Below are 26,378 nucleotides of genomic sequence, written 5' to 3'. Positions count from 1 at the left end.
GTCGCTACAGCGCAAAATTGCTTCGCAATTTTGTCGCGAGCTCCTCGCGATGACAAAAATCCAACTGCCGGTCACCCGTAGGAAATTTCCCCATGAAACTCTCCTTCTCCGCCGCCTCGCCCTTCGCCCGCAAGGTGCGCATCGCCGCGATCGAACTCGGGCTGATCGACAAGATCGAGCTGACACCTGCGACCGTCGCGCCGGGCACGGTCAATGAGGATTATTCGCGCATCACGCCGCTGAAGAAGCTGCCGGTGCTGATCACCAATGACGGCGACGTCATCTTGGATTCCTACGTCATCGTCGAATATCTCAACGAGATGGCCGGTGGCAGCCTGATCCCCGATTACGGTCCGCGGCGCTGGAAGGCCAAGACCAATCACTCCCTGATCAACGGCATGCTCGATTCCATGCTGCTGTGCCGCTACGAGAAGATGGTGCGACCGCAGGGCCTGCAATGGCAGGCATGGTCGGACGACCACTGGAACCGGGCCTGGACCGGCATGGCGCGCTTCGAGAACATGCCCGAAGTATTGAACGGCCCGTTCGACATCTCGCAGATCGGCCTCGTGTGCGTGCTTGGCTATGCCGACTTCCGCTTCGCCGATTGCGGCTGGCGCAAGGCCTATCCGAAACTCGACTCCTTCCACCAGAAGATGCTGGAGCGCCCCTCCGTCAAGATCTCGGTGCCTCCAGCCGCCTAAAGCGCGCTGAACTTCATCGCGCTTTAGGGCTATTGTTTGAGCATGATCTTTTCGGAAAACCGCTGCACACTTTTCCGGATCATGCTGTAAAGCGGGAGTTCTCATGAGCCTGAAATACGCGGTCGGCGATCTCACCATCCATCGCGTCATCGAGCAGGAGACTTCGTTCGTCCCGGCACTGGAGATGCTGCCGGGACTAACGCCCGAGGTGCTGGCCGAGAACCGGGCCTGGATGCGGCAGGCCAAGGCGCTGGACGAGCAGGACGTACTGTTGCTGTGCTTCCAGTCCTATGTGGTGAAGACGCCGCATCACACGATCCTGATCGACAGCTGCATCGGCAACGACAAGCCGCGCCCGCAGCGGCCGAAATGGAACATGAAGACCGACGATACGTATTTGCGCGCACTCAACGCCGCCGGGTTCGCGGTCGACGACATCGATTTCGTGATGTGCACGCATCTGCATGTCGATCACGTCGGCTGGAATACGCGGCTGGAGAACGGCCGCTGGGTGCCGACCTTCGCCAAGGCGCGCTACGTCTTCGCCAGGCAGGAATATGACCACTGGTTCGCGGAGAATGCCAAGACGGAGATCCCGCCCTTCGCCGACAGCGTGCTGCCGGTGGTCGAGGCCAGGCGCCACGAGCTGGTCGGCAATGATCACCAGATCGGTGATCACGTCCGCATCCTGCCGACGCCGGGACATACGCCCGGCCATATCGCCATCACGATGGGCCGCGGCAAGGACGACGCCGTGTTCTCCGGCGACCTCATGCATTCGCCGCTGCAGACCCTCTATCCGGAGCTGTCGATCAAGTTCGACGCCGACCCGGCCAAGGCTGCAACGACGCGTCGCAGCTTCCTGGAACGCTATTGCGACACCGACACGCTGTGCTGCACCGCGCATTTCCCCTCGCCGTCGGTCGGGAAGATCAGGCGCAAGGGCAACGCGTTCGTGTGTGCGGCGGTCTGATTTAGCCGCGATGCCGTAGGGTGGGCAAAGGCGCGCGCTTCGCGCCGTGCCCACCATTCCTTAACGCGTTTGGCATGGTGGGCACGCTCCGCTTTGCCCACCCTACGATTCCACCCGTGTGGAGAAAGCAATGACAACACTCCCCCAAATCCCTCTCCCCGCCGGCATCCGCTCGCGCCATGTCGACGGCATCAACGGCTTGCGCATGCATGTGCTGGAAGCCGGGTTCGAGACCAAGGGCCGGCCCTGCATCCTCTTGCTGCACGGCTTTCCGGAGCTCGCCTTCTCCTGGCGCAAGATGATGCCGGTGCTGGCCGCGGCCGGCTATCACGTGATCGCGCCGGACCAGCGCGGCTATGGCCGCACCACGGGATGGACCGCGGATTACGACGGCGATCTCACGTCGTTCTCGCTCCTCAACCTCGTGCGCGACGCGCTCGCCCTGGTGTCGGCGTTCGGCTACAGGCAGGTCGATCTCGCCGGGCATGATTTCGGCAGCCCGGTCGCGGCCTGGTGCGCCCTGATCCGGCCCGACGTGTTTCGCTCGGTGACGCTGATGAGCGCGCCGTTCGGCGGGGCGCCACCGATGCCCTTCAACACGGTCGACAGTCCGGCAAAGCCGCCGGCGGAAGACCCCGTGCATCGCGAGCTCGCCGCGCTGCCGCGCCCGCGCAAACACTATCAATGGTATTACGCGACGCGCCCGGCCAACGCCGACATGCAGCACGCACCGCAGGGCGTGCACGATTTCCTGCGCGCCTACTATCACCAGAAGAGTGCGGACTGGACCGACAACAAGCCTTATCCGCTGAAGTCATGGTCCGCGGGCGAGCTCGCAAAACTGCCGACCTACTACGTGATGGACGCCGGCGAGACGATGGCGGAGACGGTTGCGAAGGAGATGCCCTCGCCGGCCGCGATCGCCGCGAACCAATGGCTGCCGGACAGCGACCTCGCCTATTCCAGCGCCGAATACGGCCGCACCGGATTCCAGGGGGGCTTGCAATGGTACCGCTACGGCACGTCGGGCATGCTCAACAGCGAGATGCAGCTGTTTGCGGGCCGCAGCATCGACGTGCCCTCCTGCTTCATCTCGGGCAAGCAGGATTGGGGCACCTATCAGCGCCCCGGCGTGTTCGAAGCGATGCAGGGGCGCGGCTGCACCAAGATGCTCGGCTGCCATCTCGTCGACGGCGCCGGCCATTGGGTGCAGCAGGAACAGCCGGCGGAGGTGAGCCGCTTGCTGCTCGAATTCCTCGCGAAAGCCGCCTGATTTGACCCGGGAACCCCCGCGCCCTATAGTTTAGAATAATTCTAAACTATCGAACAGGGCCGCCGTGAAGACTTTTGCCGAACTGACCGAGCGCGAGGTGCTTGCGGTCGCGATCTCCTCCGAGGAGGAGGACAGTCGCATCTACATGACCTTCGCCGAGGACTTGCGCGAGCGTTACCCTGATACCGCAAAGATCTTCGAGGAGATGGCCGAGGAGGAGCGCGGCCACCGGCATCGCCTGCTGAAGCTCTACGAAGAGCGGTTCGGCCAGCACCTGCCGCCGATCCGCCGCGAGGACGTCAAAGGCTTTCTGCGCCGGCGCCCGATTTGGCTGACCAAGAACCTTCCGCTCGACACCATCCGGAAAGAGGTCGAGACCATGGAGCTCGAGGCCGAGCGCTTCTACGCGCGCGCCGCCGAGCAGGCCGAGGATGTCGGCGTGCGCCGCCTGCTCGGCGATCTCGCCGAGGAGGAAAAGCATCACGAGAACCGCGCCGTCGCGCTCACCGACGAGATTTTGAAGCCGGACGTGCGCGCCGAGGAAGACCGCACGCGACGGCGGATGTTCGTGCTGCAATATGTGCAGCCGGGCCTTGCCGGCCTGATGGACGGATCGGTCTCGACGCTGGCGCCGCTGTTCGCCGCAGCTTTCGCCACCCACCAGAACTGGCAGACGTTTCTGGTCGGCCTCGCCGCCTCGATCGGCGCCGGCATCAGCATGGGCTTTGCGGAGGCGCTGTCCGACGACGGCTCGCTCACCGGGCGCGGCTCGCCATGGCTGCGCGGCATCACCTGCGGCGCGATGACGACGCTCGGCGGACTCGGCCACACCCTGCCCTATCTCGTCCCAGACAGCTGGCCGAACGCATTCTGGATCGCGACGGGAATCGCCGGCGTCGTCGTGTTCTTCGAATTGTGGGCAATCGCCTTCATCCGCGCGCGCTACATGGACACCCCGTTCCTCCAGGCCGTGTTCCAGATCGTGCTCGGCGGCGCGATCGTGCTGGCGGTGGGGATCTTGATCGGGGCGGCGTAGGCAGCCAGCCTCACACTCGGTGTCGTAGCCTCACCCTCGGTGTCATCGCCCGCGAAGGCGGGTGATCCAGCGCGCTGCGGCCTCTCGATTCAATCACTGGCGTGACGGAGTACCGGATCGCCCGGTCAAGCCGGGCGATGACACCAGCTTTTTGGCGTCCGCCCGACGAGCCTCACCGGCATATCAATCGCGATCAAACGGCGGTTGCGGCTTTCGGCCAAACTGCGCATCATCCTTTCAGGGAAGCGCAGGAGCATGTCGTGGCGAAATCGGAATGGAGTTTCAAGAGCGCGGTCGAGCTGTCGGCCGCGTTGACCGCGAAGAAAGTCTCCGCGGTCGAGCTCACGCAGGATGCGATCGATCGCATCGAACGGCACGACGGCAAGGTCAACGCGATCTGCGTACGGGATTTCGACCGCGCGCTGAGCGCTGCGCGTGACGCGGATGCAGCGTTGGCTCGCGGCGAAAGAAAGCCGCTGCTCGGCCTGCCCATGACGGTGAAGGAATCCTACAACATTGCCGGCCTGCCGACGACCTGGGGGATTCCTGCGCAAAAAGACTTCATTGCCAAGGAAGATTCGCTGCCGGTCACGCGGGTGAAGGACGCCGGCACCGTCATCGTCGGCAAGACCAACGTGCCGCTCGGGCTCGGCGACTGGCAGAGCTATAACGACATCTACGGCACCACCAACAATCCCTACGATCTCGGCCGCACGCCGGGCGGCTCGTCCGGCGGCTCCTCGGCCGCGCTCGCCGCGGGCTATGGCCCACTGTCGATCGGCTCCGACATCGGCGGCTCGCTGCGCGTGCCCGCGTTCCATTGCGGCATCTATGCGCACAAGCCGACCTTCAATCTCGTCGCGATGCGCGGCCACACGCCGCCGCCGTTGCCGCCTTTGCCGTTCGAGCGCGATCTCTCGGTGATCGGCCCGATGGCGCGCAGCGCCGCCGACCTTTCGCTGGTGCTCGACGTGATGGCCGGCCCCGATCCGATCGACGCTGGCCTCGCCTACCGGCTCGAGCTGCCGGTGGCGCGACACACGGCATTCGGGGATTTCCGCGTGCTGGTGATCGACACCGATCCGGTGATGCCGACCGACACGGCGGTACGCGGCACCATCAACCGGCTGGCCGACAATCTTGTCAAAGCTGGCGTCAAGATCGAGCGCAGCAGCCCGCTGCTGCCGGATTTCGCGGCCTCCTCGCGGCTTTATATGCGCATGCTGATGTCGTTCCTCGGCTCGACCTTCGCGCCGGACATCTATGCCGGCGCGAAAGCGGCCGCAGCGTCGTTGTCCGAGGGCGACAACAGTCTGGCCGCGGAACGGCTCCGCGGCATCGCGCTGAGCCACCGCGACTGGGTGGCGGCAAATGCCGGACGGACGCGGCTACGGGCGCAATGGCGGGAGCTGTTCAAAACGTACGACGCGGTGATCTGCCCCGTCATGCCCACAGCAGCCTATCCGCACGACCATTCGCCGGACCAGGAAACCCGCCGCATCAAGATCGACGGCAAGGAGCACGTCTATCCCGACCAACTCGCCTGGCCCGGCATCGCGACGCTCCCCGGTCTGCCCTCCACCGCGATCCCGACGGGCTTTGCGGCTGATGGACTGCCCATCGGCGTGCAGATCGTCGGCCCATGGCTGGAGGACCGCACGCCGCTCAAGCTCGCCGAACTGATCGAGCGCGAGTTCGGCGGGTTCGTGCCGCCGAAGATGTTTGATGATTAGTGCCGCCGCGTCATTGCGAGCGACTTGTCCGCCATAGCTCGAAGAGCGACGGCGGAAGGGAAGCAATCCAGTCTGTCACCGCGGAGAGATTCTGGATTGCTTCGTCGCTTCGCTCCTCGCAATGACGGAGTAAGAAAATATCGGGAGTCCGGGGCCACGCTCGGCGCGCCCGAAATGACAGGGAGGAAATGCCATGAGCCAGGACCTCGAGCAGCTCACCGCACTCAACCACGACTATGTCGCCTCCGTACAGAACTGCGACGTCAAACGCTTCGACGAAATCCTGGCGCCGGAGTTCTTTTGCTCCAATCCCGACAAGACATTGGTCGACCGCGCAGCCTTCCTGGAGCAGACGGCGCGGCCGATCGCAATCCGCAATCTGCATGCGCATGATGTCATCATCCGCATCATGGGCGATTTTGCCATCATCCACGCCGCCACCAGCTACACCACCGCCGACGGCCAGCAGGCGACGGGGCGGTACACCGATTGCTGGACGAAGAAGAACGGGACATGGCTCGCGGTATCAGCGCACGTGTCGCGGTGAGGCGGGGGCACGCTGCCCGCATACTCTCCGCTGTCATGCCCCGGCTTGACCGGGGCATCCAGTACGCCGCGGCAATAGTCGGTTCACACAGCTTCCGCCGCGGAGTACTGGATCGCCCGCTTTCGCGGGCGATGACACCGTCATTGCGGTTGCTAGCTATCAAACACAATCACGCTGCGCAGCGTCTTGCCGGCCTTCATGTTGGCAAAACCCTCGTTGATCTCCGACAGTTTCAGCTTGGCCGAGATCCAGTCCTCGAGGTGCAGCCGGCCGCGCAGGTAAAAATCGACCAGCCTCGGCATGTCAACGCGAAAATGGTTGGAGCCCATCGATGAGCCCTGGATGCGTCGCTCGCGCAGGAAGTCGAAGCCGTGCAGCTCGATCTTCTGGCCGAACGGGATCATGCCGACGATGGTGGCCGTGCCGCCGGACGCCAGCATGCCAAAAGCCTGCTCCGCGGTCTCCTTGCGGCCGAGCACCTCGAAAGAATGATGCACGCCGCCATTGGTGAGGTCACGGACCTGCTTCACCACGTCGCCGTCGGCGGGATTGATGATGTCGGTCGCGCCCAGCTTGGTCGCGAGCTGAAGCTTTGCCGGATTGGTGTCGATGGCGATGATGCGTCCGGCGCCTGCGATCTGCGCGCCGTTGATCGCGGCCATGCCGACACCGCCACAGCCGATCACGGCCACGGTCTCGCCGGCCGTCACCTTCGCCGTGTTCACGACCGCGCCGTAGCCGGTGATCACGCCGCAGCCGATCAGCGCGGCGAGATCGAGCGGCATTTCTTTCCGGATTTTGACGATCGCATTCTCGTGCACCAGCATCTGCTCGGCGAAGGACGAGAGGTTGAGGAACTGATGCAGCTTCTCGGACTTCGACCATTGCATCCGGTTCGAGGCGCCCGGCAGCATCTTCACCGTCGTGTCGGTGCAGAGCACGGTGCGGCCCGTGGTGCAGTTGTCGCAGGTACCGCAAAACACCGACAGGCACGTCACGACGTGATCGCCCGGCTTCACATAGGTGACATCGGAGCCGACCTGCTCGACGATACCGGCGGACTCGTGCCCGAGCACCGCGGGCAGCGGATGCGGATACAGGCCTTCCATGAAGTGCAGGTCGGAGTGGCAGAGGCCCGCGACCGCCGTGCGGATCAAAACCTCGCGCGGGCCCGGCTTCGGCAGGCTGACATCCTCGATGACCAGCGGCTGATTGACTTCATAGAGGACGGCGGCCTTCATCGAGCACTCCCTATCGCTTCTTTTGGTTTGAGCGTGGCGTGCAGCCTACGCTGCCAGAACCAGTTCGCCAACCTCGCTCATGCCGGCGTCGCGATCCCCGAGCAGCAGCGCAGCGATCTTCGCTTGCGCGGCATTTTCCGTCAGCCGGAACGGATCGCTCGGCGCCACGCGATGGTCGATCACCAGCCGCGACAGCAGCAGCCGGCGCGCATCGCCGCGCATCTCGTGGATGCGATGAGCTTCCCAGGCGAGCGCGACCGCGCTTGCCACGTGATAAAGCAGGCTGGTCGCACGCCGCGCATCGGCCTCGTTCTCGGAATTGCCCGCGACCTCGCGCGCGAAGCCGACGGCGCGATCGACGAGACCGCGCAGATTGTCGCGCCAGGCCTGCGGGACCGACGCGCTATCATCGAGCCGCGCGTGCAGATCGGCTGATAGCGCGGATTCGGCGCCATGGCGGCCGACCGCGCGCCGGAGCGCATCGATCGCGACGATGTTGCCGGTGCCCTCCCAGACCGAGCCGAGATGCGCATCGCGCAGCAGGCGGGGCGTGGCGAATTCCTCGATATAGCCGATGCCGCCGCGCATCTCGAGCGCGTCGCCGCAAACCTTGCGCGCATCGCGCGTGGCACGGAATTTCAGCGTCGGCGTGAGGATGCGCAGCAGCGCCGCAGCATCCTGGCTGCCGGCCTCGGCACGGTCGAGCGCGTCGGCGGTCAGAAAACTCATCGACAGCGCCTGCTCGACCGGCAGCATGATCTTCAGCATCTGCCGGCGCCCGAGCGGCAGATCGATGATGCGCTTGCCGAACACCACGCGGTTCTTGGCCACGGTCATCGCATCATGATAGGCGCGGCGCATCAGCGCGGTGGATTTGACGCCGTTGGAGAGCCGCGACGAATTGACCATCTCGGCCATCTGCACGAAGCCACGGTCGAGCTTGCCGACCGCATAGGCGATCGCGCCTTCGAGCTTGATCTCGCCCGAGGCCATCGAGCGGGTGCCGAGCTTGTCCTTCAGGCGCACGATCCGGTAATGGTTCTGCGAACCGTCGTCGAGGAAGCGCGGCATCAGGAACAGGCCAACGCCGCGCGTGCCGGGGCCGGCGCCTTCGGGGCGCGCCAGCAGCATCACGACCTTGGCATCGGCGTTCGAGCAGAACCATTTTTCGCCATGGAGACGCCAATGGTCGCCCTCCTGCACGGCGCGCGTGGTCAGCGTACCGACATCGGAGCCACCCTCCTTCTCGGTCATGAACTGGCCGCCCTGGGTCAGCTTGCTCATGTCGGTCTGGGTGAGACCGTCGAGATATTTCGCCTTCAGCGCCTCGCTACCGAAATTCGCCAAGAGCTTTGCGCAGCCGTCGGTGACGTTGATCGGGCAGCCCATGCCGAATTCGGTCTGATTGAACAGGAACGTGAAGGCGTGCTTGGCCACGACGGGATATTTGTCCGGCCAGCCCATGATGCCCTTGCGGATCGAAAGCGCGTGGATGCCGAACTCGCCGAACGCGGCGTTCTCCAATTCGCGATAGGCCGGGTGATATTCGATCCACTGCACGTCGCGGCCGAACTTGTCGCGCTGGTGCAGCACCGGCGTGTGCCGGTCGGCAAGCCGCGCACATTCGTCGAGCCGGCCGCCGGCCAATTCGCCGAGGCGATCGAGATGCGGCTCGATGTGACGGAACAGTGTCTCCGGCAGATGAATGCGCAGGAGATCCGTCAACGCCTGATCGGCGCGATAAAAGTTCATGCCAGACGTATCGGGCGCCAGCAGGCCCGGCTGCTCGGCCGCGACATGTTTCGGCTGCGCTGTGACCGGCTTGTGCATGATCGTCCTCTTCGTTTCCGCCCGACGGCAATTCTTAGCGCTTGCCGCTTGAGATGATGTCGATCATGCTCCAGTCGCAAAGGCGGATAAAGCCGCAAATTGTCAGGGAGGCATGATCGCCGTGAAGGAGCAATTCGCTCTGCGGAATTGTGACCGCCCCCGGCTGGTTGTCCGCACGGCGGATGCATAGATCAGCGACTTCCCGTCCCCGAGAGATCACGCCATGGAACATCCGAAATACAAGATCGCCCTCATCGTCGGCGCCGGCGAAGGCCTGAGCGCTTCGCTGGCGCGGCTGCTGTCTGCGCAAGGCATTCGCGTCGCGCTGGCCGCGCGCAAGATCGAGAAACTAGGCGCGCTCTGTCGCGAGACCGGCGCCAAGGCCTATGCCTGCAACGCCACCGAGCCTGAGGAGGTCGAGCGGCTGTTCGGCCTCGTCGAACGCGAGATCGGCACGCCCGAGCTCGTCGTCTACAACGCGAGCGGCCGCACGCGCGGGCCGTTCGTCGATCTCGTTCCGGCCGATGTCGCGCAGGCGATCGCGATCAGCGCCTATGGCGGCTTCCTGGTGGCGCAGCAGGCGGCCAAGCGCATGCTGCCGAACAAGCACGGCGCGATCCTGTTCACCGGCGCCTCGGCGAGCGTCAAGGGCTATGCGCAATCGGCCTCGTTCGCGATGGGCAAGTTCGCGCTGCGAGGGTTGGCGCAGAGCCTGGCGCGCGAGCTCTCGCCGCAGGGCATCCATATCGCACATTTCGTGATCGACGGCGGCATCCGCAGCGCAGCGCATGCGGAGCCGGCCGACAAGCCGGATTCGATGCTCGATCCCGATGCGATCGCGCAGAGCTATTGGAACGTGCTGCAGCAGCCGCGCAGCGCCTGGAGCTGGGAGCTCGAGCTGCGGCCGTGGGTGGAGAAGTTTTGAGGCGAGCCAATAACCACACCCGTCATTGCGAGGAGCGAAGCGACGAAGCAATCCGGACTGTCCCGCGGAAAGTTTCTGGATTGCTTCGCTTCGCTCGCAATGACGAAAGAAAAAGGGAGCGACATGTCCACGGAAACCACCATCGATACCGGCACCAATGAACTCCTCTGCGTCATCCGCGACCGCGTCGCGGTGATCACGCTGAACCGACCGGAGGCGCGCAACGCGCTGTCGGACACCTTGACGCCGGCGCTGCGGACGATGATCCGCACCTGCGGCGAGAGCCCCGATGTCGGCGCGCTGCTGATCACCGGCGCAGGCGCGGCCTTTTGTGCCGGCGGCAACGTCAAGGGCATGGGCGCGAATCGCGACCAAGCCAGGCTCGACATGTCCTTTGACGACAAGGTCGCCGATCTCCAGGAACGGCAGCGGCTGCTCACGGGCGCGCTGGTGTCGGTGCGCAAGCCGACCATCGCGGCGCTACCGGGGCCTGCGGTCGGCGCCGGGCTCGCCATTGCCATGGCCTGCGACATCCGCATCGCCGCACAATCGGCCTTCGTCGCCACCGGCTACGCCCGCATCGCGCTGAGCGGCGACTACGGCATCGCCTGGCTGCTCACCCGGCTGGTCGGCACGGCGCGGGCCCGCGAGCTGCTGTTCACCGGCGATCGCGTCGACGCCGCGCGCGCTGAGACAATCGGCCTCGTTAACCGCGTCGTTCCCGACGACGAATTGCAGGCCGAGGCCTTTGCACTGGCCAAGTCGCTCGCCGAAGGCCCGCGCCTGGCGCTGCGCTACATGAAGGACAATCTCGACGAGGCGCTGCTGTTCGATTTCGAGACCGCCCGCGACCACGAAGCCGGACGGCTGATCCGCCTGACCACGACTGCTGATCACAAGGAAGCCGTGCAGGCCTTCATCGAGAAGCGGAAAGCCGTGTTCACGGGGAAGTAGCGGCTACGGTCCAAGCCATTCGATCATTCCATATAGTAGGTACCCCATTTTCAGGAGGGCTGAATGGACTGGTCTGAGGTGGTGCGGAAAGCCGTCATCCTTGCGGAGAAGACGGGCTACGTTACTTTCGATCAACTGAACGAGTTGATGCCGTCCACAACGGTCGAGCCGGAAGACATCGAAGCCGTACTCACCGCTCTCAGCGAACAAGGCATTTGGATCGCGGAGGAATAGGCCCGCACCGTCATTTCCTCGATTGGGAAGCACCAGTTTCGCCCCGCGCGAAATCCACGAACGCGCGCAGCGCTGCCGGCAATTGGCGGCGGCTCGGATAATACAGGAAGAAGCCGGGATAGGCCGGGCACCAGTCGGCGAGCACGCGAACCAGCTTGCGTTTGGCGAGCAGCGCTTCGACCTGCGCTTCGAACACATAAGCAAGCCCAGCGCCATCCAACGCGGCATCGACCATCAGATCCTGGTCGTTCATCGTCAGCGGTCCCGCGACGTCGATCGCCAGCTCGATGCCGCCGCGCTCGAACTCCCAATGATAGAGCGCGCCGGAGGTAAAGCGGTAGCGGATGCAGGGCAGGCCCTTCAGGTCGCGCGGCGTGATGGGCGGCTTGTGCGATTTGAAGAACGCGGGCGTGCCGACCACGGCAAATCGGTGCCGCGGGCCGATCGGCACCGCGATCATGTCAGCGGCGATGGTCTCGCCGAAACGGACGCCGGCATCGAAGCCGGCCGCAACCATGTCGATCAGGGCGTCGTTGATGACGATCTCGACGCTGACATCGGGGAATGAATTCAGGAAGCGCGTCACGATCGGCAGCAGCACCAGCTGCGCCGATTGGCGCGCGGCGGTGAAGCGCAGCGTGCCGGCGGGCTTGCCGCGGAAATTGTTGAGGTCCTCGAGCGCGTCGTCGATGTCGCGAAAGGCCGGCGTGATGCGGGCAAACAGCCGCTCGCCGGCCTCGGTGAGCGCGACGCTGCGGGTGGTGCGGTTGACGAGGCGCAGGCCGAGCCGCTCTTCGACATTGCGCAAAGCGTGGGACAGCGCCGATGGCGTGACGCCGAGCTCGGTCGCCGCCGCGCGAAAACTGCGGTGGCGGGCGATGGCGAGGAAGGTCGCGAGGTCGGACGGGTCGATCCGCATTGATGAATTTTTCTCAGCAGCTTGCAAAATATATAGCGGATTATCTCAGCTATGGCGAGCCGCTACACCTTGCCCATCGGCTCGGCACATCGCCGGACCAAAATTGAAAGGGCAACATCATGCGTGTCTGGTTCATCACAGGAGCATCCCGCGGATTTGGCGCTTTGATCGCCGAAGCCGTCTTGAAGGCCGGCGATGCGGTGGTCGCGACCGCGCGCGATCCGTCCACCATCACCGCGCGCCTCGGCAGCCACGAGCGCCTGCTCGCCACCCGGCTCGACGTCACCAGCGAGGCCGAGGCGCATGAGGCGGCGGGCCAGGCCGTGAAGCACTTCGGGCGCATCGATATCCTGGTCAACAATGCCGGCTACGGCCTGCTCGGTGCGATCGAGGAGGCCAGCGGCGCGGAGACGCAAAAGCTGTTCGGCACGAATGTGTTCGGCCTGCTCGGTGTCACCCGCGCGGTGCTGCCGCATATGCGCCGCCAGCGCTCGGGCCACGTCATCAACATCTCGTCGGTCGGCGGCTACACCGGCTATCCCGGCTGGGGCGTCTATGGCGCGACCAAGTTCGCGGTCGAGGGCCTAAGCGAAGCGCTGGCCGGCGAAGTGGCGCCGCTCGGCATCAAGGTCACCGTGGTCGAGCCCGGCTTCTTCCGCACCGACTTCCTCGACGACACCTCGCTGTCGCGCACCGCGCAGGTGATCGACGACTATCACGAGAGTGTCGGCAAGACCCGCGCTCACGCCGCCGAATTCAACCACGGCCAGCGCGGCGATCCGCGCAAGCTGGCGCAGGCCTTCCTGACGCTGGTCGATGCCAAGACCCCGCCGCTGCGCCTGCCGCTCGGCAGCGACACGGTGGAGCGGATCGAGGCGAAGAACGCATTCGTTGCGCGGGAGCTGGCGGGATGGCGATCCGTCGCGACCTCGACCGACTTCACCAACGACGGCGCTTGAGCGAGGGCAAAAAAAGGCCCGGCTCTGGATGACCAGGCCGGGCTCGGAGTGGTGTCAGGCCGAGGCTGAGGGGCTGTCGGCCTGACGGGAAAGGGCGGCGAGGCGCCAACTCGCACAGGGAATGTCTTTCGGCGCGACGGCGATCTCCTTGTCGAAGCGCACCAGCTTCCAGTCGTCGGGATGATTGACGAAAGCGAAACCGGATTTGCGGGCGAGCGAGATCATGGTCTCGTTGGAGCGCAGCGTGTCGCCGAACATGTGCTCGGCACCAAAAGCTGCCGCGCGGCATTCGAGATTCTTCATCAGCGCGGTGGCGATGCCGTGGCCCTGCCAGCGATCGTCGACCGACAGGCCGAACTCGAGCATGGAGGTCTCGGCATGGAAGGCGTAGCGCGCTTCGGCAACGATGGTCTCGAAGCCGTCGACCATCTTGGTCGCGACCACAGTGAAACGCTCGCGCGCGCCGACATCGAGGAATTCGCTCAGCAGGCCCTTCGGCAATTCGCTGATCGCACCGAAGAAGCGGTTGTAGCGGGAGCGGGTCGAGAGCGAGCGGAAATAGTGCTGAAGCTCCTCGGTGTCGCGCGGCTCGACGAAGCGAATGTTGATCGCCTCACCCTGCCGGGTGCGCAGCACATCCGAATATTGCTTCAGATCTTCCAGGCGAAGACTGCTCATGACACCAACCTGCGGAGAGAGGGACCGCCGGCGCCCCTGTGATCAGGCGGCGCCGGCCTGGCGGCCAATCAGGCCCGCCAGAAGGGTTTGTCAGCCTCGTAGGCGATGTCGGTCCAGGACAGCCCGACGTCGTGGAGATCGCGGGCCGTCCAGTTGGTCAGTTCGCGGCGGGTCCGGTAGCGCTCGTGCCAGACGTGAAGCGTCTCGCCGATCTGCTGGATGAGGCCGGGCGCATGATGATTTGTCATCGAATTGTGGGTCAAAGTAGACATTTTCAGCTCCTTGAGCTAACTTGACCGCTAATATCTGCTTGCCGCCGCTCTGCGACAAACGACAATTTGTACCCCTTCGCATGAAATAACGTCATGCATCCTGCTGCCAGATGACTGCCAGATTGCCCTCCCTGAACGGATTGCGGGCCTTTGAGGCTGCCGCGCGCCATCTCAGCTTCACGCTGGCCGCGTCCGAGCTGAACGTGACCCAGACCGCGATCAGCCATCAGATCCGGCGGCTCGAGGAGGAGCTCGGCATCCGCCTGTTCGTTCGGCAGAACCGCGCGCTGGCGCTGACGCCGGAGGCGCGCGACTATTTGCCGGGCGTCCGCGCCGCCTTCAACGACCTCCGCCTCGCCACCGACCGGCTGCTGCGCAAGGACGACGACAAGGTGCTGACCGTCTCGACGCTGGCATCGCTCGCCGCGAAATGGCTGCTGCCGCGGCTGACCGATTTCCAGGAGCAGCACCCCGGCATCGACGTCCGCATCACCACCTCGACCAGCCTCGTCGATTTCCAGCGCGACAATGTCGATGCCGCGATTCGCTATGGCCGCGGTCAATGGCCGGGCCTGCGCGCCGACTGGCTGATGGCGGACGAGCTGTTTCCGGTGTGCAGTCCGTCGCTGCTGCGCGGCGACAAGCCGCTGCGCCAGCCTGAGGATCTCCGGGGCTATCCGCTGCTGCACACCTCCAATGCCAACAGCGATGACTGGCGGCTATGGCTGACGGCGGCCGGCCTTCCCGGCGACATCGCCAGGCAGCCCGGGATCACCTTCGACATGATCTTCATGACCATCCAGGCCGCAATCGACGGCATCGGCGTGGCGATGGGCCGGACCTCCTACGTCCAGGACGACATCGCCAAGGGCCGGCTCGTGGTGCCGTTCAAGATCGCGCTGCCGGCCGATGCGGGCTTCTACCTGGTCGCGCCGGAGGGACGGCGCGAGGCGCCGAAGCTGGCCGCGTTCCGCGAATGGATGATCGCTGCAACGCAGAATAAAGCGTGAAAAATCATCAGCTTCCCCGGTGAAATCGATTGACTCGCCGCGCGCCGCGCGAGAGGGGTAGGACAGATTGTCGCAGCCGACAATCGGCTGCGTTGCCGTGAAATGAGTTCCGGTCCGGCCACGCCTTCCAGGGGAGTAACGACATGGCTGGACCAGCAACCAATCCGCCCGAGATCAAGTCGCGCATCGGCGCGATCCTGCGCGCCACCTCCGGCAATTTTCTCGAGCAGTTCGATTTCTTCCTGTTCGGCTTCTATGCCGCCGCGATCGGCAAGGCGTTCTTCCCCTCGACCAACGAGACGGCGTCGCTGCTCAATACTTTCGGCGTGTTCTGGCTCGGCGCCTTGATGCGCCCCGTCGGCGCGATCGTGCTCGGCGCCTACATCGACCGCATCGGCCGCCGCCAGGGCCTGATCGTCACGCTCGGCATCATGGCCATCGGCACCGTCGTGATCGCGTTCTGCCCGAGCTATGCGACCATCGGCATCGCGGCGCCCGTCATCGTGCTGATCGGCCGCCTACTGCAGGGCTTCTCCGCCGGCGTCGAGCTCGGCGGCGTCTCGGTGTATCTCGCGGAAATCTCCACGCCCGGCAATCGCGGCTTCTACACCTCGTTCCAGTCGTCGAGCCAGCAGGTCGCGATCTTCGTCGCCTCGATCCTCGGCTTCATCCTGTCCGAGGTGATGCCGGCCGACACCGTGGCCGCCTGGGGCTGGCGCATTCCCTTCTTCGTCGGCTGCCTGATCATTCCCTTGATCTTCTTCCTGCGGCGGACGCTCGAGGAGACACCGGCCTTCCTCGCCATGAAGAAGCATCCGACCGCGAGCGAAGTGTTCGCCTCCGCGTTCGCCAATTGGCGCATCGTCATCCTCGGCATGATGATCGCGGTCCTGACCACGACGACGTTCTACTTCGTCACCGTGTACACCCCGACCTTCGGCAAGACGGTGCTGAAGCTCTCGACGCAGGACGCACTGCTCGTGACGCTGCTCGTCGCCGTGACCAACTTCTTCTGGAATCCGGTCGGTGGCGCGCTGTCCGACCGCATCGGCCGCAAGCCTGTGCTGATCGGCATCGCCTGCCTCGCGCTCATCACCGCCTACCCGGCGCTGTCCTGGCTGGTAGCCGCGCCGACGTTCGGCAAGCTGCTCGCCGTCGAGATGATGTTCTCGTTCTATTTCGGCATGTACAGCGGCACCATGCTCGGCGCGTTGGTCGAGATCGTGCCGGCGCATGTGCGGACCACCTGCTTCTCGCTCGCCTTCGCGCTCGCCGCCGCGCTGTTCGGCACGTTCACGCCGTTCGCCTCGACCTTGCTGATCGACTACACCGGCAACAAGGCCGCACCCGGTCTCTGGCTGATGTTCGCGGCGGCGCTCGGCATCATCGCCGCGCTGGTCGTGTATCGCGGCGGCGGCAAGGCTGTGCCGACATACGATACGGCGGCGGAGCCGGTTGCGGGGCATTGATGGTCACTTCGATCATCGTCGTCTCTTACCCTCCCCTGGAAGGGGGAGGGGCGGCTCAATTGAGCGCAGCGAAAATGTGAGACGGGGTGGGGTGAAGGTTCCTCCGCGTCGAACGATGCCCGTGGGGGAGAGATCACCCCACCCGCTCGCGCTGCGCGCGATCGCCCCTCCCCCTCCAGGGGAGGATGAAGGGTGCAGCTACAGCTCCACCACCACGTAGTCGCTCTCGACCTTCACCGTGACAGTCTCGGCGACATACGGCCCCCTCACCACGCTCGCGCCCGGCTCGACATGCGCCTGATAGGCCTTCACGCGGAAGCGGCGGGGGTCGCAATAGGACTGGCCGGTGCGGATGTCGAACTCCCAACCGTGCCAGGGGCAGCGGATGATCTCGCCGAGCTTGGTGTATTCGATCTCGCCAGGATCCTTTGACTGCGCGAGCCCGATCAGCGGGCCCTCGCACAGCGCCGCGCCCTGATGCGGGCAGCGGTTCATCAGGCCGAAATACTCGCCCTTGATGTTGAAGACCGCGATCGGCCGTCCGTCGATCTCCAGAAATTTTCGCGTGCCCGGCGGAAGCTCATCCACCGCCGCAATCACGTGCCGCGCCATGCTTATGTCTTCCGCATGATCTCCGCGCAAACGCGTTCCGCGTTTGTCGCGAGGGAAAACCACTTCACACTTTTCCGGATCATGCGGCTATCCCATAGAGCTTGCGCGCATTGCCGAGATAGAACGCTTCGCGGTTGGAGTCGCTGACGCCCGCCGGCAGCACGCGCGACGGATCGTCGTAGTCCCAATGCGGATAGTCGGTTGCGAACAGCAGACGGTCCCAGCCGATCCATTTGATGACGTCGAACAGATCCTCGCGCCGCTCCGGGTCCTCCATCGGCTGCGTGGTCCACCACACCTGCTCCCGGATATATTCCGAGGGCGGCCGCTTCACATGCGGCACTTCGCTGCGCAGCCGGTGCCAGACCTTGTCGAGTCGCCAGGCGAGCGACGGGGCCCAGCCGAAGCCGGCCTCGATCATCACCATCTTCAACTTCGGAAAGCGCTCGAACACGCCTTCCAAGACAAAGCTCGCCAGCGCCGATTGCTGACACTGCGAATGGCCCACCATCTCCTCGATGTAATAGGAAGGCCAGCCGGACGGCGTGATCGGATTGCCGCCGAAGCCGAAAGCGTGCACGCCGACGGGCAGCCCCGCCTCTTCCGCGGCCTGATAGATCGGCCAGTAACGGCGCTGGCCGAGCGGCTCGACGTTGCGGCTGAGCAGCAGCACCTGCACGAAATTCTTGTCGCCGGCGCGCTCGCGGATTTCGGCGGCGGCCGACAGGCCGTCCTCATTGCCGACGACAATGGATGCCTTCAGACGCTTGTCCTTGCTGGTCCATTTGTCGATCTGCCAGTCGTTGATCGCCGAGCACAGCGCCGCCGAGAGCTCGTGATTGCGGATGCCCTGCCCGGTGTTGAGCGGATTGAGCACGCCGAGTTCCACGTTGTTGGGATCGAGCAGCTGCTTCTGCATGAAGGACAATGAAGAGCCCTGCGGCCCGCCTTCCGGCGGATAGGCGTCGCGGCGCGATGCGTTGGGCTGGGCCTTCGGATAGGGCGGGCCTTCCATCATGCCCTGATAGGCATGGACGCCGTAGACTTCGAGGTGATGCTGCCAGCGTTTGGCCAGATAAGGATAAAGCTCGGTCCGGGTTGCGCGTGCCGGATGGATGTCGCAGTCCGCGATTGCGGTTTTGACGGTCAGTGGGGAAGCGGCTTTGGTGCTCTCGCGGAATTGGACGTTCATCGCCTTGCCTCCTTTGGCAGCGGGCTAAGTCAGGCGGGGATAGGTCGCATGCGGATTTTCGATCATGATCTTGCGCACGAGATCGGGGGAAAGACCTTCGGGCAACGCGTCCTGGCCGTCGAATTGCCAGTGCGGATAGTCCGTGGAGAATAGAACCAATTCGTCGGACTGCATATGATCAAACAGGCGAATTAATGTCTCAGGTTCCGGCGGCGCATCAAATGGCTGTAAAGAGAACCGGATGTTGCTTCGCACAATGTCGAGCGGCGCGCGATCGACCCATGGCGTCTCCATTCGCACCCCGCGCCAGAACTTGTGCAGGCGCCAGAGAAACGGGGAGATCCAGGAGACGCCGGATTCGAGCATCACCATTTTCAGCCGCGGATATTTGGCGAACACGCCCTCGACGATCAGGCTGGTGAGCTGGGTCTGGAACGCTTGGGCCTGACCGACATAATCCTCGATGTGATAGGAACCCCAGCCCACGGCAGTCGGCGGATTGTGATAGGCGGAACCGGCGTGAATCCCGACGGGCAGCTGGAGCCGTTCCGCCGCCTCGTAGATCGGCCACAGCGCGCGCTTGCCGAGCGGCGTGTCGCCCATAACCAGCATCAGCACCTGCACGAAGCGGCGGTCCTGTGCGCAGCGCTCGATCTCGGCGACGGCTTTCTCGACGCTTTGCGTGGGGATCACGATCGAACCACGCAGCCGTGAATCACGATCGAGCCACTCCTTCACCAGCCACTCGTTCAACGCGCGGCAGAAGGCGGCCTGCAAATCTTCTGAAAACACCATCTGCACGCCGTAGAGAGGATTACAGATGGCGTGCGTGAGCTGGAAGGGATCGAGCAGATGGCGCTGCATGTCATCCAGGCTTGCGCCGGGCTTGCCCGTTTCCGGCCGCCAATCAGGACGCGCCACGATCGGCGAATTCTGCGGATAGGATTGCGAGACAAGATCGACCATGCCGCGCGTCGTCACCTGATCGCGCCAATAGTCGTTGAGGTACGGCAGCAGGCTGGTCAGATGCGGCACGGCCGGATGCACGTCGCAATCCACCCCGCCGGCGATCAGGGACGCCATCACGTCTCCTTCACGTTTCCTCGTCACGTTTTGTCGTGCCCACCATTCAAGCAGGCCTGCCCGTCGCCCGCAACTCGGCCAAGGCCGCTGTCATATGCTAGGAAGGCACAGCTCCGTTGCGAGGACTGAGAGGTTAAAGGGATGAAAGAGCTCGTCGGCATTGCGGAACAGGTCGCGGCCCATCTAATCGCGCGCAAACAGACCATTGCAGTGGCTGAATCCTCGACCGGCGGCCTGATCTCGGCCAGCCTGCTCGCGGTGCCCGGCGCCTCCGCCTATTTCCTCGGCGGCGCCGTGGTCTACACCCGCGATGCCAGGCGCGTGCTGATGGATATTTCGGACGAAGGAATGAAGGGTTTTCGCTCCTCGTCGGAGCCTTATGCGAGCCTCCTCGCCGAACGGATGCGCAGCCGCTTCGGCTGCGACTGGGGCCTGTCCGAAACCGGCGCCGCCGGCCCTACCGGCAACCGCTACGGCGACGCCGCCGGGCACAGTTGCATGGCCGTCGCCGGCCCCGCGGCGGAGGTGATCACGCTGGAGACGGGCAGCAACGACCGGTTTGCGAACATGCAGGTGTTTGCTGCCACGGCGCTGAAGCTGTTGCTGCGGAAGCTGGAGGGGTGAACGCTGCCGCCGGTTAAGTGAATCGGACAGTCTTGCCACTTCGTTGCTGTCATGCCCCGCGAAGGCGGGGCATCCAGTACGCCACGGCGCCTCGGTTCAATCACAGGCGTCACGGAGTACTGGATGCCCCGGTCAAGCCGGGGCATGACAGCGAAATATGGGGCGACTCTACCTCTCCAAATTCCGCATGAAAATCCGCACGACATATCCCTGCACCCGCGGCGCCTCATCATAGAGGTCCGATGCGATCCGCTCGATGGTTTCGCGTAGGGACAGAAACTGCGCCTGGCGCGCGCTGCTTTCGGTGCCTTGCATCCCCGCGAGCTCGTCCATGGCGGCGTCGCTGATCTGGCACTGCACGGCGCCGGCTTCACCGGTCATGGTGAAGCGAAAGGCCAGCCGTTCAAGGTCATGGCCGATTATCTTGTCGCGCGTCAGCGGCATCCAATTGTTCCGTTCGCGCCCCCGAACCGGACAATGCTGAAAATCTGACGCCTTGTCACCATCCGCGCTGAAGAACATGGCCGCCATACGGCGCCTGTCGACGGCTGCTCTCCAACGTCAGTAGGCGAGCGCCGTGCCGGTCGGCTTGTCGAGTGCCGCGGCCAGCGATCGATACTCCTCACAATCCGTCCCGCAGATGGCAGCAATCCGGCTGAGATGATAGAGCGCCTGCTCGCGGTTGCCCCGCTCGAGCTGCCACAATCCGTAATACTGCCACGTCAATACGTGGTTCGGATCTGCCTTCAATGCGCGCTCGTACCAGACCTGCGACTGCTCGTAGTCGCCAAGCTTGCGGTAGGAATAGCCGATGAGGTTGGCGACGTTCGGATGGTCGTCATGGCCAAGCGACTTCAATTGCGCGATCGCAGCCGCATAGTCGTTGCGCTCGTAGATGGTGTCATAGGCGACGCGGTAGCCGGCCGCGAATGCGGGATCGCCGATGCTGGACTGGTTGTTCGGCTTCTTGCCTTTCTGGGTTGCCTTGGTGCCCGGGCGCTTCGGATAGGTTGGCTGCGGCCTCTGATCCGAATAGGCGCCGGCATAGGGATCGGTGGAGCCGTTACCGCCGCCTCCCCCGCCTCCGCCTCCGCCCGCGGCAAACACCGGCGAGCCCAGCAGCGCTGCCGCAAATGTACCCAGCGTGACGAGTTTGATCATCTTCGCGAACATCTCCGTCTCCTGTGCTGTTCAAGCGGCCCCTGACAACGTGATAACCCTGCCTTGGCAGCGATATTCCGGGGCGCTGCGCTCACGGAGACGTCAGCGTTCGTACGGCAGTTCTGTTGTCCTTACTGGAACGCGACTTCGGCGAAGCTGCGGAGCTTTCGCGAATGCAGTCGTTCCGATTCCTGCTGCTTGAGCCGCTCCAGCGCCTTCAGGCCGATCTCGAGATGCTGGCCGACGCGGCGGCGGTAGAATTCGCTGGCCATGCCCGCAAGCTTGATCTCGCCATGCAGCGGCTTGTCGGAGACGCACAGCAGCGTGCCGTAGGGAACGCGGAAGCGGTAGCCGTTGGCCGCGATCGCAGCCGATTCCATGTCGAGCGCGACCGCGCGCGACTGCGACATGCGGCGGATCACCTCGGGCCCCGAGATCTCCCAGTTGCGGTTGTCGACGCTCGCAACGGTGCCCGTGCGCATCAGGCGCTTCAGCTCGAAACCCTCGAGGCCGGTGACGTCCTCGACCGCCTGTTCGAGCGCGACCTGCATCTCGGCCAGTGCCGGGATCGGCACCCAGAGCGGCAGCTCGCGGTCGAGCACGTGGTCCTCCCGCACATAGCCGTGGGCGAGCACGTAGTCGCCGAGCCGCTGCGTGTTGCGCAGGCCTGCGCAATGGCCGAGCATCAGCCAGGCATGCGGGCGCAGCACTGCGACGTGGTCGGTGACGTTGCGCGCGTTCGACGGGCCGGTGCCGATGTTGATCAGGGTGATGCCGCGATAGCCAGGCGCGACCAGATGGAAAGCCGGCATCTGCGGCGCGCGGGCAGGCGCCACCCCACTCGTTGCGCCGCCGCTGCCAGTGATCACGTTACCGGGCGCGACAAAGGCTTCGAGGCCGGCTTCGCCGGACTGCAGCCGCTGCTGGCAGAGCTGCGCGAAGGCATCGACATAGAACTGGTAGTTGGTGAAGATCACGAAATTCTGGAAATGCTCGGGATCGGTGCCGGTGTAGTGATAGAGCCGCCGCAGCGAATAATCGACGCGGGCAGCCCGGAACAGGGACAGCGGCTCGGGCGCGCCCGGCTGAAGCTCGAAGGTGCCGTCGGCGATTGAATCATCCATGGTGGCCAGATCAGGCACGTCGAACGCATCGCGCAGCGATCGCGTCACAAGGGAATTCTCGCTGGTGGTGATGGCGGCTTCGATGTTGATGTCGCGGCGGTAGGCGAAGTGGATCGGGATCGGCTCGGCGGATTCGCCGATCTCGACGGGAACGCCGTGGTTCTGGATCAACAATCCGATCTGCTCGGTGAGATAGGCTCGGAACAGATCCGGCCGCGTGACGCTGGTCTCGTGCACGCCGGGGCCGGCGACGAAGCCGTAGGCGAGACGCGAGTCCAGCCGCGCATGCGTCGCGGTGGTGAGGCGGACGAAGGGATAATAGGCCCGCACCCGCGTGGTGACCGCTTCGCCGTTGACATAGGCCTCGAACCGGTCGCGCAGGAATTTCGTGTTGCGCTCGTAGATTTCCTCGAGGCGGGCGACGGCGAGGACGGCATCGGTGAAGGATTTGGTGGCGATGGAGGGTGGGGATTGCATTGTTCGACCGCCGGGTTGCTGGGCTTGAGTCGAACTATAGCAAAGAAGGAGGTGCCGTAGGGTGGGCAAAGCGAAGCGTGCCCACCGTCTTGACCATCGCACGAAGAGCGGTGGGCACGGCGCGTTGCGCCTTTGCCCACCCTACGAGATCGCGTATGTCGCCCGAGATCCCGGATGCGCGTTAAGCGCGCTCCGGGATGACGCGCTTTCGTGCGTCACTTCTCGCGGAATGCCCGCATCAGCTGGTCGTGCAGCGGCTTCATCAGATAGGACAGCATGGTGCGGTCGCCGGTCTGGACGAAGGCTTCCGCCGGCATGCCGGGGATCAGCTTGGAGTCGCCGAGCTTGGCGACCTCTTCCGGGGACATCGACACGCGGATCGTATAGTAGCTCTGGCCGGTGCGCTGGTCGGTGGTGACGTCGGGTGAAACGCGGCTGACGACGCCGTTGAGCTCGGGCGTGGTGCGCTGGTTGAACGCGGACAGGCGCAGCAGCGTCTTCTGGCCGATCTGGAGCTTGTCGATATCGACAGGATTGACCTTGGCCTCGACCTGGAGATCGTCCGCCTGCGGCACGATCAGCATGAGGGCATCGCCGGCGGTGACGACGCCGCCGACGGTATGCACCGTCGATTGCAGCACCATGCCGTCCTGCGGCGCGCGGATGTCGACGCGGCGAAGCTGGTCTTCGGCCGCGACCTTGCGCTCGATCAGCTCGCCGATCTTGTCGTTGGTCTCGCGCAGGTCCTTGGAGACCTCGCTCACCATGTCCTTGTCGACCTGGATGATCTGAAGCTCGGTCTCGGTGATCTTGCCCTTGGCCTGCGCGCGCGATGCGATGTATTGCGCACGCTCGCCGTTGAGGCGGGCGCTGTCGCGCTCGAGTGTGGTCAGGCGCGAGATCTGCACCAGATGCTTCTCGTAGAGATCGCGCACGCCGGTGAGCTCCTGCTGCACCAGGACGATTTCCCTGTCCTTGGCCTTCTCCTGCGCGGAGAGGCCCTCGATCTCCTCGTTGAGCTGCTGGATGCGCTCGCGGAGCTGCGCCTTCTGGCCGGCGCGGCCGTTGACGCGGACGTCGAACAGCTTGGTTTCGGCGGAGAGCAGCGTCTTGACGTCGGACTCGTTGGTGCGATCGAGCAGCGGTTGCGGAAACTCGATCTTGTCGAGCGCGCGCTGCTCGGCCTGGAGCCGCGACGCGCGCGCCAGCGCTGCGTCGAGATTCTTGGTGACGATGGCGAGGTTCGCCTTGGTGACAGTGTCGTCGAGCCGTACCACGATGTCGCCGGACTTGACCACGTCGCCGTCGCGGGCGCGCAGCTCGCCGACCACGCCGCCGGTCGGGTGCTGCACCTTCTTGACGTTGGATTCGACCACGACCTGGCCCGGCGCGATCAGGGCCCCCGAGATCTGCACCGTCGAGGCCCAGCCGCCGAGGCCGACGACGAGGGCCGCCACAATGGCCAGTCCGAGCATCAGGTGAAACTTGATGGAATCCCGGACGGTCCTCTTCGCGGCGGGCTTTCCGCCGCCGATAGCCATCGTGCTCATGACTTGGGCACTCCGCCTTCGCTGACGATCTTGATCGGTGCCGGCGGCGTCACGCGCGGCTGAAGCACCTGGGCAAGCACCTGCTCCTTCGGCCCGAACGCCTGCATGCGGCCGTCGCGCAGCACCAGGATCTGGTCGACCGCCTCGACGCCGATCGGACGATGCGCCACCACGATGACGATGGCGCCGCGCTCGCGCGCACTGCGGATCGCGCGGGTCAGCGCCTCGTCGCCCTCGGTGTCGAGATTGGAGTTGGGCTCGTCGAGCACGATCAGGAACGGGTTGCCGTAGAGCGCGCGCGCCAGCGCCACGCGCTGCGCCTGGCCCGCGGAGAGCGCGGTGCCCTGCTCGCCGACCTGCGTGTTGTAGCCCTCGCGCATCTTGATGATCATCTCGTGCACGCCGGCTTCCTTCGCCGCAGAAATGATGCCGTCAGAGGTGGCCTCGGGATCGAAACGGCTGATGTTCTGCGCGATGGTGCCGCCGAACAATTCGACGTCCTGCGGCAGATAGCCGATGTGGCGGCCGAGCATGTCGGAGGCCCACTGGTCGAGCGCAGCGCCGTCGAGCCGCACCTTGCCACGGACCGGATGCCAGACGCCGACCAGCGCGCGGATCAGCGACGATTTGCCGGAGCCGCTCGGCCCGATCACGCCGAGGCCATTGCCGGCGGTGAGCGCGAAGGTGACGTCCTGCACGATGAGGCGCTGATCGCCGGGCGGCACCATGGAGACGCCCTCGACCGACAGACGACTGTTGGGCGCCTGCAACTGGGTCGGCATCGTCTGCGGCGGCAACTGCTCCAGCAGGCGCGTGAGGCGCTGCCAGCTCTGACGAGCCGCGACAAAGGATTTCCAGTGCGCGATGGCGAGATCGACCGGCGCGAGCGCGCGGGCGGAGAGGATCGAGCCGGCGATGATGATGCCGGCGGTCGCCTCCTGGTGGATGACGAGATAGGCGCCGACCGCGAGCACGGCCGATTGCAGCATCATGCGCAGCACTTTTGCGACCGCACCGAGACCGCCGGCGACGTCGCTCGCACGCTGGTTGCCGTCGAGGTATTTTTCGTTGGCCTCGCTCCAGCGCTGGTTCATCCGGCCGGTCATGCCCATCGACACCATGACTTCGGCGTTGCGCCGGCTGGAGGCGGCGAGATCGTTGCGCTGGGCGGCAAGGCCCATCGCCTCCTTCGCCGGCTGGCGGGAGAGGAACTCGGTGACCAGCGTCAGCCCGACCAGGATGATGGCGCCAACCAAGGCGGTCACGCCGATCATGACGTGGAAGGCGAAGCAGATGGCGAGATAGAGCGGCAGCCAGGGCAGGTCGAAGAACGCGCTCGGACCCATGCCACCGAGGAAGGAGCGGACATTGTCGAGGTCGCGCAGCGGCTGCAGGCCCTCGTTGCGGCTCCCGACCAGCAGCGGCAGGCGCACGATGGTGTCGAACACGCGCTTGTTGAGGGCTTCATCGAGCGCCGTGCCGACCCGCCCCAGGATCCGGTTCCGGATCATGTCGAGCACGCCCTGCGCCATATAGAGGAAGCCGGCGAGGATGATCAGGCCGACGAGAGTCGGAACGCTCCGGCTCGGCAGAACCCGGTCGTAGACCTCCAGCATGAAGATCGACCCGGTCAGATAGAGCAGGTTGATCATGCAGCTCATCAAGCCGACGCCGACGAACGCCGTGCGACAAGCACGCAGGGCGTCACCGAGCTCTGAACGGCGGACGCCAGGTACGGCTGCCATCAGTCTGATCTCTTTCGGGTAAGGGGCAACGCCCCTGATTTCCTAGGTCGTTC

26 protein-coding genes are annotated in these 26,378 nt (G+C 64.7%); 13 read left to right on the top strand and 13 right to left on the bottom strand.

The genetic code is table 11. The features are described 5' to 3' along the window. Nucleotides 1–92: 92 nt before the first annotated feature. From AB7008_RS05055 to AB7008_RS05030, 6 genes are all read left to right on the top strand, one after another. Nucleotides 93–704: a glutathione S-transferase family protein gene (locus AB7008_RS05055; RefSeq protein WP_304492664.1), complete on the top strand. Its 612-nt coding sequence runs from the start codon at nucleotides 93–95 to the stop codon at nucleotides 702–704. Nucleotides 705–807: 103 nt separating this feature from the next. After that, on the top strand, nucleotides 808–1,677 hold the full coding sequence (locus AB7008_RS05050) for an MBL fold metallo-hydrolase (protein WP_304492663.1): 870 nt from the start codon (nucleotides 808–810) through the stop codon (nucleotides 1,675–1,677). Nucleotides 1,678–1,807: 130 nt separating this feature from the next. Continuing rightward, complete coding sequence (locus AB7008_RS05045) at nucleotides 1,808–2,950, top strand: alpha/beta fold hydrolase (RefSeq protein WP_441258547.1); 1,143 nt, start codon at nucleotides 1,808–1,810, stop codon at nucleotides 2,948–2,950. Nucleotides 2,951–3,014: 64 nt separating this feature from the next. Continuing rightward, entirely contained in the window at nucleotides 3,015–3,986 is a 972-nt protein-coding gene (gene mbfA / locus AB7008_RS05040; protein ID WP_304492661.1) for an iron exporter MbfA, read from the top strand. Between the two features lie 260 nt (nucleotides 3,987–4,246). Next, nucleotides 4,247–5,719 (top strand): amidase, encoded by a 1,473-nt coding sequence (locus AB7008_RS05035; RefSeq protein ID WP_304492660.1) that lies wholly within the window; start codon nucleotides 4,247–4,249, stop codon nucleotides 5,717–5,719. Nucleotides 5,720–5,912: 193 nt separating this feature from the next. After that, on the top strand, nucleotides 5,913–6,266 hold the full coding sequence (locus AB7008_RS05030; protein ID WP_038933627.1) for a nuclear transport factor 2 family protein: 354 nt from the start codon (nucleotides 5,913–5,915) through the stop codon (nucleotides 6,264–6,266). A gap of 152 nt (nucleotides 6,267–6,418) precedes the next feature. On the opposite strand, the gene AB7008_RS05025 is transcribed toward AB7008_RS05030, so the two are convergent. Beyond that, on the bottom strand, nucleotides 6,419–7,507 hold the full coding sequence (locus tag AB7008_RS05025) for a Zn-dependent alcohol dehydrogenase (RefSeq protein ID WP_028157255.1): 1,089 nt from the start codon (nucleotides 7,505–7,507) through the stop codon (nucleotides 6,419–6,421). Nucleotides 7,508–7,552: 45 nt separating this feature from the next. Further along, nucleotides 7,553–9,337, bottom strand: coding sequence for an acyl-CoA dehydrogenase family protein (locus tag AB7008_RS05020; protein ID WP_304492659.1), 1,785 nt, complete (start codon nucleotides 9,335–9,337; stop codon nucleotides 7,553–7,555). 223 nt (nucleotides 9,338–9,560) lie between these two features. Between AB7008_RS05020 and AB7008_RS05015 the strand changes: the two genes are divergently transcribed. From AB7008_RS05015 to AB7008_RS05005, 3 genes are all read left to right on the top strand, one after another. Then, nucleotides 9,561–10,262, top strand: coding sequence for an SDR family NAD(P)-dependent oxidoreductase (locus tag AB7008_RS05015; RefSeq protein ID WP_304492658.1), 702 nt, complete (start codon nucleotides 9,561–9,563; stop codon nucleotides 10,260–10,262). Nucleotides 10,263–10,385: 123 nt separating this feature from the next. Beyond that, complete coding sequence (locus AB7008_RS05010; RefSeq protein WP_441258546.1) at nucleotides 10,386–11,216, top strand: enoyl-CoA hydratase; 831 nt, start codon at nucleotides 10,386–10,388, stop codon at nucleotides 11,214–11,216. Nucleotides 11,217–11,279: 63 nt separating this feature from the next. Further along, the gene (locus tag AB7008_RS05005; RefSeq protein WP_441258545.1) at nucleotides 11,280–11,450 is read left to right on the top strand and encodes an RNA polymerase sigma factor region1.1 domain-containing protein; all 171 of its coding nucleotides are present in this window, start codon (nucleotides 11,280–11,282) and stop codon (nucleotides 11,448–11,450) included. A gap of 10 nt (nucleotides 11,451–11,460) precedes the next feature. On the opposite strand, the gene AB7008_RS05000 is transcribed toward AB7008_RS05005, so the two are convergent. Further along, a complete protein-coding gene (locus AB7008_RS05000) occupies nucleotides 11,461–12,369 on the bottom strand; it encodes a LysR family transcriptional regulator (RefSeq protein ID WP_441258544.1) in 909 nt (302 codons plus the stop codon). Between the two features lie 119 nt (nucleotides 12,370–12,488). On the opposite strand from AB7008_RS05000, the gene AB7008_RS04995 reads away from it, so the two are divergent. Continuing rightward, the gene (locus AB7008_RS04995; protein ID WP_441258543.1) at nucleotides 12,489–13,328 is read left to right on the top strand and encodes an oxidoreductase; all 840 of its coding nucleotides are present in this window, start codon (nucleotides 12,489–12,491) and stop codon (nucleotides 13,326–13,328) included. A gap of 54 nt (nucleotides 13,329–13,382) precedes the next feature. On the opposite strand, the gene AB7008_RS04990 is transcribed toward AB7008_RS04995, so the two are convergent. After that, nucleotides 13,383–14,006, bottom strand: coding sequence for an N-acetyltransferase family protein (locus AB7008_RS04990; protein ID WP_441258542.1), 624 nt, complete (start codon nucleotides 14,004–14,006; stop codon nucleotides 13,383–13,385). A 68-nt stretch (nucleotides 14,007–14,074) separates the two neighbouring features. Then, nucleotides 14,075–14,278: a DUF1127 domain-containing protein gene (locus tag AB7008_RS04985; protein WP_014498412.1), complete on the bottom strand. Its 204-nt coding sequence runs from the start codon at nucleotides 14,276–14,278 to the stop codon at nucleotides 14,075–14,077. A 110-nt stretch (nucleotides 14,279–14,388) separates the two neighbouring features. Here AB7008_RS04985 and AB7008_RS04980 point away from each other — a divergent pair, with 110 nt between their 5' ends. Both AB7008_RS04980 and AB7008_RS04975 read left to right on the top strand, forming a co-directional pair. Beyond that, nucleotides 14,389–15,288 carry a transcriptional regulator GcvA gene (locus tag AB7008_RS04980; protein ID WP_212488707.1) on the top strand — a complete coding sequence of 300 codons (900 nt, stop codon included), beginning with the start codon at nucleotides 14,389–14,391 and terminating at the stop codon, nucleotides 15,286–15,288. Nucleotides 15,289–15,431: 143 nt separating this feature from the next. Then, nucleotides 15,432–16,757, top strand: coding sequence for an MFS transporter (locus AB7008_RS04975; protein ID WP_028157246.1), 1,326 nt, complete (start codon nucleotides 15,432–15,434; stop codon nucleotides 16,755–16,757). Between the two features lie 198 nt (nucleotides 16,758–16,955). Here the strand turns inward: AB7008_RS04975 and AB7008_RS04970 are convergent, their stop codons facing one another. From AB7008_RS04970 to AB7008_RS04960, 3 genes are all read right to left on the bottom strand, one after another. After that, entirely contained in the window at nucleotides 16,956–17,369 is a 414-nt protein-coding gene (locus tag AB7008_RS04970; protein WP_441258541.1) for a Rieske (2Fe-2S) protein, read from the bottom strand. Nucleotides 17,370–17,448: 79 nt separating this feature from the next. Then, nucleotides 17,449–18,561, bottom strand: a complete 1,113-nt coding sequence (locus AB7008_RS04965; RefSeq protein ID WP_441258540.1) for an amidohydrolase family protein — start codon at nucleotides 18,559–18,561, stop codon at nucleotides 17,449–17,451. Nucleotides 18,562–18,585: 24 nt separating this feature from the next. Then, the gene (locus tag AB7008_RS04960) at nucleotides 18,586–19,644 is read right to left on the bottom strand and encodes an amidohydrolase family protein (protein ID WP_028157243.1); all 1,059 of its coding nucleotides are present in this window, start codon (nucleotides 19,642–19,644) and stop codon (nucleotides 18,586–18,588) included. A gap of 141 nt (nucleotides 19,645–19,785) precedes the next feature. On the opposite strand from AB7008_RS04960, the gene AB7008_RS04955 reads away from it, so the two are divergent. Continuing rightward, nucleotides 19,786–20,268 (top strand): CinA family protein, encoded by a 483-nt coding sequence (locus tag AB7008_RS04955; RefSeq protein WP_028157242.1) that lies wholly within the window; start codon nucleotides 19,786–19,788, stop codon nucleotides 20,266–20,268. 168 nt (nucleotides 20,269–20,436) lie between these two features. Here AB7008_RS04955 and AB7008_RS04950 read toward each other — a convergent pair whose 3' ends face one another. The 5 genes from AB7008_RS04950 to AB7008_RS04930 all read right to left on the bottom strand — a co-directional run bounded on the left by AB7008_RS04950 (nucleotide 20,437) and on the right by AB7008_RS04930 (nucleotide 26,325). Then, nucleotides 20,437–20,712 carry a DUF1488 family protein gene (locus tag AB7008_RS04950; protein ID WP_028157241.1) on the bottom strand — a complete coding sequence of 92 codons (276 nt, stop codon included), beginning with the start codon at nucleotides 20,710–20,712 and terminating at the stop codon, nucleotides 20,437–20,439. A gap of 117 nt (nucleotides 20,713–20,829) precedes the next feature. After that, entirely contained in the window at nucleotides 20,830–21,441 is a 612-nt protein-coding gene (locus AB7008_RS04945; protein WP_441258539.1) for a tetratricopeptide repeat protein, read from the bottom strand. Between the two features lie 119 nt (nucleotides 21,442–21,560). Beyond that, nucleotides 21,561–23,030: an AMP nucleosidase gene (locus AB7008_RS04940; protein ID WP_441258538.1), complete on the bottom strand. Its 1,470-nt coding sequence runs from the start codon at nucleotides 23,028–23,030 to the stop codon at nucleotides 21,561–21,563. 215 nt (nucleotides 23,031–23,245) lie between these two features. After that, the gene (locus tag AB7008_RS04935; protein ID WP_041956365.1) at nucleotides 23,246–24,580 is read right to left on the bottom strand and encodes an HlyD family type I secretion periplasmic adaptor subunit; all 1,335 of its coding nucleotides are present in this window, start codon (nucleotides 24,578–24,580) and stop codon (nucleotides 23,246–23,248) included. Continuing rightward, nucleotides 24,577–26,325, bottom strand: coding sequence for a type I secretion system permease/ATPase (locus tag AB7008_RS04930; protein WP_028157237.1), 1,749 nt, complete (start codon nucleotides 26,323–26,325; stop codon nucleotides 24,577–24,579). The genes AB7008_RS04935 and AB7008_RS04930 overlap by 4 nt, the downstream gene beginning before the upstream one ends. Nucleotides 26,326–26,378: the final 53 nt, after the last annotated feature.

It is taken from the genome of Bradyrhizobium sp. 521_C7_N1_3 (genome assembly GCF_052075975.1).
Lineage (GTDB): Bacteria > Pseudomonadota > Alphaproteobacteria > Rhizobiales > Xanthobacteraceae > Bradyrhizobium > Bradyrhizobium japonicum.
This window is presented reverse-complemented; position numbering and strand designations above follow the sequence as displayed.

Coding starts and splice junctions, on each gene's coding strand:
- AB7008_RS05055 (WP_304492664.1), top strand. CDS start 93: ATGAAACTCTCCTTCTCCGCCGCCTCGCCCTTCGCCCGCAAGGTGCGC.
- AB7008_RS05050 (WP_304492663.1), top strand. CDS start 808: ATGAGCCTGAAATACGCGGTCGGCGATCTCACCATCCATCGCGTCATC.
- AB7008_RS05045 (WP_441258547.1), top strand. CDS start 1,808: ATGACAACACTCCCCCAAATCCCTCTCCCCGCCGGCATCCGCTCGCGC.
- AB7008_RS05030 (WP_038933627.1), top strand. CDS start 5,913: ATGAGCCAGGACCTCGAGCAGCTCACCGCACTCAACCACGACTATGTC.
- AB7008_RS05025 (WP_028157255.1), bottom strand. CDS start 7,507: ATGAAGGCCGCCGTCCTCTATGAAGTCAATCAGCCGCTGGTCATCGAG.
- AB7008_RS05020 (WP_304492659.1), bottom strand. CDS start 9,337: ATGCACAAGCCGGTCACAGCGCAGCCGAAACATGTCGCGGCCGAGCAG.
- AB7008_RS05015 (WP_304492658.1), top strand. CDS start 9,561: ATGGAACATCCGAAATACAAGATCGCCCTCATCGTCGGCGCCGGCGAA.
- AB7008_RS05010 (WP_441258546.1), top strand. CDS start 10,386: ATGTCCACGGAAACCACCATCGATACCGGCACCAATGAACTCCTCTGC.
- AB7008_RS05005 (WP_441258545.1), top strand. CDS start 11,280: ATGGACTGGTCTGAGGTGGTGCGGAAAGCCGTCATCCTTGCGGAGAAG.
- AB7008_RS05000 (WP_441258544.1), bottom strand. CDS start 12,369: ATGCGGATCGACCCGTCCGACCTCGCGACCTTCCTCGCCATCGCCCGC.
- AB7008_RS04995 (WP_441258543.1), top strand. CDS start 12,489: ATGCGTGTCTGGTTCATCACAGGAGCATCCCGCGGATTTGGCGCTTTG.
- AB7008_RS04990 (WP_441258542.1), bottom strand. CDS start 14,006: ATGAGCAGTCTTCGCCTGGAAGATCTGAAGCAATATTCGGATGTGCTG.
- AB7008_RS04985 (WP_014498412.1), bottom strand. CDS start 14,278: ATGTCTACTTTGACCCACAATTCGATGACAAATCATCATGCGCCCGGC.
- AB7008_RS04980 (WP_212488707.1), top strand. CDS start 14,389: ATGACTGCCAGATTGCCCTCCCTGAACGGATTGCGGGCCTTTGAGGCT.
- AB7008_RS04975 (WP_028157246.1), top strand. CDS start 15,432: ATGGCTGGACCAGCAACCAATCCGCCCGAGATCAAGTCGCGCATCGGC.
- AB7008_RS04970 (WP_441258541.1), bottom strand. CDS start 17,369: ATGGCGCGGCACGTGATTGCGGCGGTGGATGAGCTTCCGCCGGGCACG.
- AB7008_RS04965 (WP_441258540.1), bottom strand. CDS start 18,561: ATGAACGTCCAATTCCGCGAGAGCACCAAAGCCGCTTCCCCACTGACC.
- AB7008_RS04960 (WP_028157243.1), bottom strand. CDS start 19,644: ATGGCGTCCCTGATCGCCGGCGGGGTGGATTGCGACGTGCATCCGGCC.
- AB7008_RS04955 (WP_028157242.1), top strand. CDS start 19,786: ATGAAAGAGCTCGTCGGCATTGCGGAACAGGTCGCGGCCCATCTAATC.
- AB7008_RS04950 (WP_028157241.1), bottom strand. CDS start 20,712: ATGCCGCTGACGCGCGACAAGATAATCGGCCATGACCTTGAACGGCTG.
- AB7008_RS04945 (WP_441258539.1), bottom strand. CDS start 21,441: ATGTTCGCGAAGATGATCAAACTCGTCACGCTGGGTACATTTGCGGCA.
- AB7008_RS04940 (WP_441258538.1), bottom strand. CDS start 23,030: ATGCAATCCCCACCCTCCATCGCCACCAAATCCTTCACCGATGCCGTC.
- AB7008_RS04935 (WP_041956365.1), bottom strand. CDS start 24,580: ATGAGCACGATGGCTATCGGCGGCGGAAAGCCCGCCGCGAAGAGGACC.
- AB7008_RS04930 (WP_028157237.1), bottom strand. CDS start 26,325: ATGGCAGCCGTACCTGGCGTCCGCCGTTCAGAGCTCGGTGACGCCCTG.